Origin of the sequence: Dankookia rubra (assembly GCF_004355005.1) — a bacterium.
Taxonomy (GTDB): Bacteria; Pseudomonadota; Alphaproteobacteria; order Acetobacterales; family Acetobacteraceae; genus Paracraurococcus; species Paracraurococcus ruber_A.
In genome coordinates, this window is record NZ_SMSJ01000009.1 from 146,914 (window position 1) to 156,502 (window position 9,589).

8 protein-coding genes and 1 pseudogene are annotated in these 9,589 nt (G+C 70.8%); 4 read left to right on the plus strand and 5 right to left on the minus strand.

The window, feature by feature from the left end; genetic code table 11:
• Positions 1-87: 87 nt before the first annotated feature.
• Both E2C06_RS10380 and E2C06_RS10385 read left to right on the plus strand, forming a co-directional pair.
• Positions 88-1,254, plus strand: coding sequence for an acyl-CoA dehydrogenase family protein (locus E2C06_RS10380; RefSeq protein ID WP_133288531.1), 1,167 nt, complete (start codon positions 88-90; stop codon positions 1,252-1,254).
• A gap of 1 nt (position 1,255) precedes the next feature.
• On the plus strand, positions 1,256-2,461 hold the full coding sequence (locus E2C06_RS10385; protein ID WP_133288532.1) for a CaiB/BaiF CoA transferase family protein: 1,206 nt from the start codon (positions 1,256-1,258) through the stop codon (positions 2,459-2,461).
• On the opposite strand, the gene dnaN is transcribed toward E2C06_RS10385, so the two are convergent.
• From dnaN to mutM, 5 genes are all read right to left on the minus strand, one after another.
• Positions 2,458-3,585 (minus strand): DNA polymerase III subunit beta, encoded by a 1,128-nt coding sequence (gene dnaN / locus E2C06_RS10390; protein WP_133288533.1) that lies wholly within the window; start codon positions 3,583-3,585, stop codon positions 2,458-2,460. The two genes, E2C06_RS10385 and dnaN, sit on opposite strands and share 4 nt — an antisense overlap.
• A 209-nt stretch (positions 3,586-3,794) precedes the next feature.
• A complete protein-coding gene (dnaA, locus tag E2C06_RS10395) occupies positions 3,795-5,219 on the minus strand; it encodes a chromosomal replication initiator protein DnaA (RefSeq protein ID WP_133288534.1) in 1,425 nt (474 codons plus the stop codon).
• A 372-nt stretch (positions 5,220-5,591) separates the two neighbouring features.
• Positions 5,592-5,870: a 30S ribosomal protein S20 gene (gene rpsT / locus E2C06_RS10400; protein WP_133288535.1), complete on the minus strand. Its 279-nt coding sequence runs from the start codon at positions 5,868-5,870 to the stop codon at positions 5,592-5,594.
• 124 nt (positions 5,871-5,994) lie between these two features.
• On the minus strand, positions 5,995-6,774 hold the full coding sequence (locus E2C06_RS10405) for an enoyl-CoA hydratase (RefSeq protein WP_133288536.1): 780 nt from the start codon (positions 6,772-6,774) through the stop codon (positions 5,995-5,997).
• Positions 6,775-6,805: 31 nt separating this feature from the next.
• A complete protein-coding gene (gene mutM / locus E2C06_RS10410; RefSeq protein ID WP_133288537.1) occupies positions 6,806-7,651 on the minus strand; it encodes a bifunctional DNA-formamidopyrimidine glycosylase/DNA-(apurinic or apyrimidinic site) lyase in 846 nt (281 codons plus the stop codon).
• A 38-nt stretch (positions 7,652-7,689) separates the two neighbouring features.
• Between mutM and E2C06_RS10415 the strand changes: the two genes are divergently transcribed.
• Positions 7,690-8,463 (plus strand): class I SAM-dependent methyltransferase, encoded by a 774-nt coding sequence (locus E2C06_RS10415; protein ID WP_133288538.1) that lies wholly within the window; start codon positions 7,690-7,692, stop codon positions 8,461-8,463.
• Positions 8,464-8,692: 229 nt separating this feature from the next.
• Positions 8,693-9,589: pseudogene (locus E2C06_RS10420) on the plus strand (hypothetical protein); the annotation flags it as partial.

The following is a 9,589-nucleotide window of genomic DNA, read 5'->3' on the forward strand; positions in this document are numbered from 1 at the left end:
CCCGCGCCTCCCCTTGGCTTTTATGGTCTTGCCGAGGGTAGGCCGGCGCCCCAACCTCCGGCAACCACGCCTCCCAGGGAGCACGTCATGGATTTCGGCTTCTCGCCCGAGCAGGAGGCGATCCGCGAAGGCGTCGCCGCCGTTTGCCGCCGCTTCGGCGACGACTACTGGCGGGACTGCGAGGCCGAGACGCGTTTCCCCCGCGAATTCCACCGCGCCATGGCCGAGGGCGGCTGGCTCGGCATCACCATGCCGGTGGAACACGGCGGCGCCGGGCTCGGGGTGACGGAAGCGGCGATCATGATGCACACGGTCGCGCGCTCCGGCGGCGGCATGGCCGCGGCGTCGTCGCTGCACATCAACATGTTCGGCCCGCACCCGATCGTCGTGCACGGCACCGCCGAGCAGAAGGCGCGCTTCATCCCCGCGCTGGTCGAGGGGCGCGACCAGGCCTGCTTCGGCGTGACCGAGCCCAATGCCGGGCTCGACACCACCAGCATCGCCACCTTCGCGCAGAAGGTGCCGGGCGGCTACCGCGTCAACGGGCGCAAGCTCTGGACCTCCACCGGCCAGGTGGCGAACCGCATCCTGCTGCTGGCCCGCACCGTGCGGAAGGAGGAAGCAAGGCGCCCGACGGACGGCATCACGCTGTTCTACACCGCGCTCGACCGCAGCAAGGTCGAGGTGCAGCGGATCCCGAAGATGGGCCGCGCCGCGGTCGATTCGAACATGGTCTTCATCGACGACCTTTTCATCCCCGAGGAGGATCGGATCGGCGAGGAAGGCCGCGGCTTCTCCTACCTGCTGGACAGCCTGAACCCGGAACGCGTGCTGGTGGCGGTGGAGGGCATCGGCATTGGCCAGGACGCACTCGACCGCGCCGCGCGCTATGCAAGGGAGCGCGTCGTCTTCGGCCGTCCCATCGGGCAGAACCAGGGCATCCAGCACCCGCTGGCGGAATGCTGGACCGGCCTGGAATCCGCGCTGCTGATGGCCATGAAGGCGGCCTGGCTCTATGACAACGGCCGGCCCTGCGGGGCGGAGGCGAATGCGGCCAAGCTGCTCGGCGGCCGCGCCGGCTACGAGGCCTGCCTGCGCGCGGTGATGACGCATGGCGGCATGGGCTATGCCAAGGAATACGTGGTCGAGCGCCTGCTGCGCGAGGTGATGATCACCCGCATAGCCCCGGTCTCGGAACAGCTTGTGCTGTCCTTCATCGCCGAGCGGGTGCTCGGCCAGCCGAAATCCTATTGAGATGACGCCGCTCGCCGGCATTCGCGTCCTCGACTTCTCCAAGGTGCTGGCCGGGCCGCTCTGCGGCCAGTGGCTGGGCGACCTCGGCGCCGAGGTGGTGAAGGTCGAGCCGCCGGGCGCCGGCGACGATACTCGCGGCTGGCCGCCCTTCCGTGGCGGCCCCGGGGGACGGGTCGGCGCCGTCTTCCTCAGCGCCAACCGCAACAAGCGCAGCCTGGCGCTCGACCTGAAGACGCCGGAAGGCCAAGCGGCGGCGCAGCGCATGGCGGCCACGGCCGACGTGGTGATCGAAAGCTACGCGACCGGCGTCGCCGAACGCTTGGGCATCGGCGCCGAGGCGCTGTGTGCCGCGAACCCGCGGCTCATCCATTGCAGCATCTCGGGCTTCGGCCGCACCGGGCCGCTGGCCAAGGGGCTCGGCTACGACGTCATCCTGCAGGCCTTCAGCGGCATCATGGCGATGACCGGGGACCGCGGCGGCGGGCCGATCCGCAGCCCCTTCTCGCCGATCGACCAGTCCACCGGCATGAACGCCTTCAGCGGCATCCTGGCGGCGCTACTGGAGCGCGGGCGGACGGGCAAGGGATGCCGGCTGGAGGTCTCGCTGTTCGAGACCGCGGCGGCGCTGCTCGGCTATTCGTTGCAGATCTACTGGGAGAAGGGCACGCTGCCGGAGAGGTCCGGCTCGGGCCATGAATCCCTGTGCCCCTACCAGGCCTTCGATGCGGCGGACGGGCCGGTGCTGATCGGCATCGCCAGCGACAACCTTTGGCGCCGCTTCGCGGCCGGGATCGGGCGGCCGGAGCTGGCCGAGGACCCGCGCTTCCGCACCAATGCCGACAGGGTCGCCAATTTCGCCGCGACAGTGGCGCTGGTCCAGGAAATCGTGGCGCGGGAGAGCGCGGCCCATTGGGTCGGGTTCTGCGGCCGGGTCGGCATCCCCTGCGCCGCGATCAACACCCTGGCCGACATGCTGGCGCATCCGCAGACCGCGGCGCGGGGCGTGGTGCTGGACTACGACCACCCCACGCTCGGCCCGCTGAAGACCATGGCCCAGCCGATCCAGTTCAACGGGGAGGCCCGCGCGGTGCGGTCGCCGCCGCCGCTGCTGGGCGAGCATTCGGCCGAGGTGCTGGCCGGCTACGGCTTTTCCCCGGCGGAGATCGCGGCGCTGCGGGCGGCGCGGGCGATCGCCGAAGCGGGCTAGACCCGCATCGGCATCAGCACGTAGAGCGCTTCCGGCTTCGCCGCATCCGCCACCACCGTCGGCGCGCTGCCGTCGGCGAAGCGGAATTCGACCTTGTCGCCGATCTGGTCGGTGATGTCATTGAGGTAGCGTGCCTGGAAGCCGATCTCGAGCGGCGAGTTCTCGTAGCTCACCACGTCGCCCTCCAGCTCCTCCTGCGCCTGGCCCTGCTCGGCCGAGCTGGCGGACAGCAGCAGGTGGTTGCGGTCGAGCGAGAGCTTCACGGGGCGCGACCGCTCGGAGCTGATGGCGGCGACGCGGCCAACGGCCTCGGCGAATTCCTTCTTGTTCACCCGCAGGATCTTGTCGTTGCCGCGCGGGATGACCCGGTCGTATTCCGGGAAGGTGCCGTCGATCAGCTTGCTGGTCAGCTGCACGCTGCCGATGTCGAAGCGGATCTTGGTGTCGGACAGCTTCACCTGGATCTCGTCCTGGGTCTCCTCGGCCAGCTTGCGCAGCTCGTTGATCGTCTTGCGCGGGATGATCACGCCCGGCATGCCGCCGGCGCCCTCGGGCAGCGGCTCCTCCACACGGGCCAGGCGGTGGCCGTCGGTGGCGACCGCGCGCAGCACCCGGGTGCCGTCGCTCTCGGTCGCATGCAGGTAGATGCCGTTGAGGTAGTAGCGCGTCTCCTCGGTGGAGATGGCGAAGCGGGTGCGGTCGACCAGCTCGCGCAGCTGCCCGGCCGGCAGGCCGAAGCCATGCGGCAGCTTGCCCTCGGTCATCGAGGGGAAGTCCTCGACCGGCAGCACCGAAAGGTCGGTGTTGAAGCGGCCGGCGCGCAGCTTCAGCGCGGCATCGCCGCCGGCATGGTCCAGCTCGACCTTGGCGCCCTCGGGCAGCTTGCGGACGATCTCGTAGAGCGTCGCGGCCGGGGCGGTGGTGCGGCCGGGGCGGGCGACCTGGACGCCCGGCACCTCCTCGACCACCGCGATCTCCATGTCGGTCGCGGTCAGCTTCAGCACCCCGTCCTGCACCGCGATCAGCACGTTGGCCAGGATGGGGATGGTGTTGCGCCGCTCGACCACGCTCTGCACATGCGCCAGCGCCTTCAGCAGGATCGCCCGTTCCACCGTGAACTTCATGCCACCCAGGCTCCCCCGACGATCCGTCCAGCCGCCGCCATGCGCCACCCGCGTTGGGATGGGCCGGTCGGTCTCAGCACCGCTTCTAGCAGCCTCGATTCGAGCCGATAAGGTAGGGTTTTCACCACGCAAGACCAAGGGTTGCGTTACGCTGCCGGCAAAATCCGGGACGGCTCCCGGCCCGGCCGCCAGGGCCGGGGCGGCGGGCGTCAGGTCTCCAGCATCTTCCGCAGCAGCGCCACGTCCTCGGCGAAGCCGGCATCGGCGGCGATCAGCTCCGAGACCCGGGAGACGGCGTGCATGACCGTGGTGTGGTCGCGGTTGCCGAAGCGCCGGCCGATCTCGGGCAGGCTGCGCTGGGTCAGCTGCTTGGCCAGGTACATCGCCACCTGGCGCGGCCGGGCGACGTTCCGGGCGCGGCGGGCGGAGACCATGTCGGTCAGGCGCAGATTGTAGTGTTCGGCCACCTTGCGCTGGATCTCCTCGATCGAGACCCGCTTCTCGTGTGCCCTGAGGACGTCGTGCAGCACCTCGTGCGCGCTGTCGATGGTGATGGGGCGGCCGAAGAGGTTGGCATGCGCCACCAGCCGGTTCAGCGCGCCCTCCAGCTCCCGCACGTTGGTGGTGATCTTGGTCGCCAGCAGCTCCATCACCTTGGCCGGCACCAGCACCTGCGCCGCGGCCGCCTTGGCCTGCAGGATCGACAGGCGCAGCTCGTAGGTCGTCGCGTGCAGGTCGGCGACCATGCCGCAGCCGAGCCGGGTGCGGAGCCGGTCCTCGATCCCCGCGAGGTCGGAGGGCGGCTTGTCCGAGGAAACGACGATCTGCTTGCCCTGGTCCACCAGCGCATTGAAGGTGTGGAAGAACTCCTCCTGCGTGTTGTCCTTGCCGATCAGGAATTGCAGGTCGTCGATCATCAGCACGTCGACGGCGCGGAGCGTCTCCTTGAACTCCATCGTGGACTGGCTGCGCAGCGCGGCGATGAAGCGGTACATGAACTTCTCGGCGCTCATGTAGGCGACGGTGCGGTGGGTATCGCCCTCGCGGATCGCCCAGGCGATGGCGTGCATCAGGTGGGTCTTGCCCAGGCCCACGCCGCCATAGAGGAAGAGCGGGTTGAAGCCCGGGGAGGCCGGGCGTTCCGCCACCCGGCGGGCGCAGGCATGGGCGAACTCGTTCGGCTTGCCGACGACGAAGGTGTCGAAGGTGAAGCGCGCCTCGAGCGGCACGACCCAGTCGGAGCGCGGCTCGGGCGTGCGGAATTCGGGCGGGCGCGGTGGCGGGGCGAGGCTTTCCGCCAGGCCCGGCGGCTCGGCGCGCAGCGCGGCGGCGGCCCCATCGGCATAGACAGGCTCGGCGCCGGCAGCCAGGCTGCCGGCCGCCTGCCCCCCCGCCGCCTGGGCGACGCGGATCTCGACCCGGCGGACGGCGCCGTCCTCGGCCTGCCACAGCGCGCGCAGGCGGTCGCCGTAATGGCTGTTCACCCAGTCGCGCAGGAAGCGCGTGGGCAGCAGGATCACCGCTTCGTCGCCGTCGATGCCGTGCAGGGTCATCTGCCGCAGCCAGGTGCGGTATTCGACCTCGCCCACCTCGTCACGCAGCCGGCCGCGGATGCGGGCCCAGCAGGCGACCATTTGTCCGGACGTCTCTGGGGGCAAACCGCCGGCCTCCTTCTGCTCCCAACGCCTGCCGGCGCACGGACAACGTCGAACCGTGCTGCCCGGAACGAAGTTCCGCGGCAGAATGCCAGGACAAGTAAAACCGCGCCGTTTCGGGGGAAACCTGTCCGCCGTCCTGACCTGGGGATGCTACCCCGGTGACCAAGTCGGCGCAAATGGTAACTTACCGAAATTGAGTTGCGAGGTAGTACCGGTCGAATGAAACCCGGGGCAAGATTATGACAGCCGATGAATAAATCGACCAACCACAAGCAATCAACAAGAACAGGCTTGACCCATTCCCGCCAACTCGGCCCCGATCACGGCTTTGGAAATATGGCCCCAGGCTTAAGCCTGGGCAGCGGCGCCCAGCGACTTGATGCGCGCGGAAAGGCGCGACAGCTTGCGGGCGACGGTATTGGCGTGGAAGACGCCCTTGGTCGCGGCGCGCTGCATTTCCGGCTGCGCCGCCTTCAGCGCGTCCTGCGCGAGCGACTTGTCGCCGCCGGCGATCGCCTGCTCGACCTTACGGATGAAGCCGCGCACCCGGGACTTCCGCGCACGATTGCGGAGGGTGCGCTTTTCCGTCTGGCGGATGCGCTTGCGGGCAGAGGCCGTGTTCGCCATGGGTGAATTTGACTCAAACCAGAGTGATGGGAGGGCGCACCGGTGATGCGCGAGGAGGGGCGTTCTACAGGCCCCCCCCGCGCCCCGTCAAGGGAACGGGACACCGGGACGGATCGAATGGGGATCAGCGGTTCTCGAAGCGGGCCTTCCGCTTCTCGGCAAAGGCGGCCATGCCTTCCTTCTGGTCGGCGGTGGCGAAGAGCGACTGGAACAGCCGCCGCTCGAACTTCACTCCCTCGGCCAGCGTCGTCTCGTAGGCGCGGTTCACCGCCTCCTTGGCAATGGCGACGGAGGGCGCCGAGAGCGTGCCGATCTTCTCGCCAAGCTTCACCGCCTCGGCCACCACCTCGGCCGCCGGCACCACGCGGGCCACCAGGTTGGCGCGCTCGGCCTCGGCCGCGTCCATCATGCGGCCGGTCAGGATCAGTTCCATCGCCTTCGACTTGCCGATGGCGCGGGTCAGCCGCTGGGTGCCGCCGGCGCCGGGAATGACGCCCAGGTTGATCTCCGGCTGTCCGAACTTCGCGTTGTCCCCGGCCAGGATGATGTCGCACATCATCGCCAGCTCGCAGCCGCCGCCGAGGGCGAAGCCCGCAACCGCGGCGATCACCGGCTTCTGGACGTAGGTCACGGCTTCCCAGCGCTTGCCGATGAAGTCGTCGAGATAGATGGCGGGGTAGCTGCGCCCCTGCATCTCCTTGATGTCGGCGCCGGCGGCGAAGGCCTTCTCGGAGCCCGTGATGACGATGGCGGCAATGCCGGGGTCGGCGTCGTAGCCGCGCAGCGCCTGGCCGAGCTCGTCCATCAGCTGGTCGCAGAGCGCGTTCAGCGCCTTCGGCCGGTTCAGCCGGATGATCGCCACCCGCCCCTCGACCTCGGTCAGGATCATCTCGTACTCGGCCATGGCTGCCTCCCTCGCGTCGGCGCGCAACCTATCACCGCTGCCTGCGCGGGCAATGGAAGGTGGCCCGGCCGGACTGGACGAAGCGGCGGATGCCCCCGCAGGCAGGCGGCCCGGGGCACTGCCCGCAGGGCTGGCCCGCGCGGTCGTAGACCTTGAAGCGTTCCTGGAAGAAGCCGATGCCGCCATCCGCCTGGACATAGTCCCGCAGCGAGGAGCCGCCGGCCTCGATGCTCTCCTCCAGCACCGCCTTGATCGCCGGCACCAGCCGCAGCGCCCGGGCGCCCGCGACGCTGGCGGCCAGGCGCTTCGGCGAGATCCCGGCGCGGTAGAGTGCCTCCGAGACATAGATGTTGCCGAGGCCCGCGACGACCTTCTGGTCCAGCAGCGCCGCCTTGATCGGGGTCTGCTTCCCCGCGAGCGCCGCCGTCAGCACCGCCGGGGTGAAATCCTCCTCGAGCGGCTCCGGCCCGATGCCGGCGAGCAGCCGGTGGGCGTCCTCGGCCGCGGTCGGCACGAGATCGACGCTGCCGAAGCGGCGCGGGTCGACGAAGCCGACGCGGATGCCCTCCTCGGTCTCGAGCGCCAGGTGCTCATGCGCGACCGGGGCATTGGGCAGGTCCGCGGCAGGCCGCGCCACCATGCGGCCCGACATGCCGAGGTGGATCAGCACGCTGTCGCCGCCCGAGAGCCGCATCAGCATGTACTTGCCGCGGCGGCGGAACCCCTCCACCCGGCTGCCGGCCAGCCGCGTGGCGAGGCCGTCCGGGAAGGGCCAGCGCATGTCCGGGCGGGCGATGCTGGCGGCGCGGATCACCCGGCCCTCCAGCACCTTCCGCAGGCCGCGCATCACCGTCTCGACTTCCGGCAGTTCCGGCATATGTCCCCGTCCCCCTCGCGGCGCTATGGTGACCGGGCATGACCGAACGCAACACCCCCGACCCGGCCCTTTCGGGCGACGACACGATCGACTTCGGCTACCGCGAGGTGCCCAAGTCCGCCAAGGCCGGGATGGTCCGCCAGGTCTTCGACAGCGTGGCGCCGCGCTACGACCTGATGAACGACCTGATGTCGCTCGGCCTGCACCGGGCCTGGAAGCAGGCCTTCGTCGCCGCCATCGCCGCCTCCCCGCGCGAGGCGCTGCTCGACCTCGCCGGCGGCACCGGCGACATCGCCTTCCGGGCGCTGGAACGCGGCGCCGGGCGGGTCATCCTGTCCGACATCAACCCCTCCATGCTGCAGGTGGCGCAGGGCCGTGCGCTCGACCGCGGGCTGGCCTCCGGCCTCACCTTCCTCTGCGCCGATGCCGAGCACCTGCCGCTGCCCGACCGCAGCGTCGAGAAGGTCTCGATGGCCTTCGGGCTGCGCAACTGCACCGACAAGCCGGCGGTGCTGCGCGAGGTCCGCCGCGTGCTGCGGCCGGGCGGGCGCTTCCACTGCCTGGAATTCAGCCGGGTCGAGGTCGCCGCGCTCGCCCCGGTCTACGACGCCTGGTCCTTCCGCGTGCTGCCCGCGCTCGGCGAGCGCGTGGCGCAGGACGGCGACAGCTACCGCTACCTCGCGGAAAGCATCCGCATGTTCCCGGACCAGGAGACGCTGGCGGGCATGATGCGGGCGGCCGGGCTGGAACGGGTGCAGCACCGCAGCCTGACCGGCGGCATCGTCGCCATCCATACGGGCTGGCGGCTCTAGGCCGCGGCCGGCCGCCGCAGGCTGGTCAGGACCGGCCGCCGCCGGTACCGGCCACGGACCGGCGCGCCCCGCGCCGGTAGTTCCGACCTCCGCGGCAGTATTCGGAACCGCAGCCATTGCAAAGGGCTGCTGCCTTTTCGGCGCCATGCGAGTATACATTTAGACGATCGGGGGACTTCGACGCGCGGGGGCGCGTTGAGGGCGTGCGTCCAGGGGGACTGTTCAATCCATGATGCAGCAGCGCGAGAGGCTTTACCAACTGGACAAGCCCATTCTCGCCCGCGACGCGGCCGGGCCGGCAGCGGCGCAGGGGCCGGACGTCCCGTCGGGTTGGATCAGGCTCGACCAGTGCAACCTGAGCCCCTTCCAGGGCCAGGCGCTGCTGGTGCCGCATGTGCTGCTGCATCCCGAGATCGGCGTCGCGCTGATCGACATCGCCCCCGGCGAAACGGCGGGCGCCGAGTTGGCCTTCCGCGACCGGCTCGAAACCGCCCGCTTCGCCGCGATCTTCCCCGGCCAGTTGCCCGTGGTGCACCTGCAGCTGCAGCCGGAGGAGCTGGGCAGCCTCGGCACCCTGCTGCCGCAGGCCTTCGCCACCCTGCCGCCGCTGCGCCTGCCGGGCGGGGATGGCTGGGTCAGCGTGGTGCGCCGCGCGCTCGCCTCCCGCGGGCCGCTGCGCGACGGCCCGGTGGCACAGGCGCGCGACCGCGCCATGCCGCAGATGCTGAACCGGGAAGTGGCGGCCCAGCGCGCCGGCCTGACGTCCCCGGTATCGGACGTGCCGGCGATGCCGGCACGGGCGCGCTGGCCGGGCCTGCCGGTCGCGCTCGGCCTGGCCGGGCTGACCGCGGTCGCGGTGGCGGCCGCGGTGGCCTGGACCGGGTCACGGCCGGCGAGCCCGGTCGTCGCCGCGGCGCCCGAGCGGAGCGGTGCCGTGCCATTCGAGCGGAGCGGCGCTGTGCCACCCCAGCGGAACGGCGAGGTGTCGCAACAGCGGAGCGGAGCGCCCGCCCCGGCGCCGGCCGCAACGGCGGAGGGCGGGTCGCCTCCCGTCGTGGCCCCGCGCCTGGTGCCGGCCCCGGCCGCCCGGGACCGCGTGGCCACCGTCGCCCCGCCGCGGCCGGCC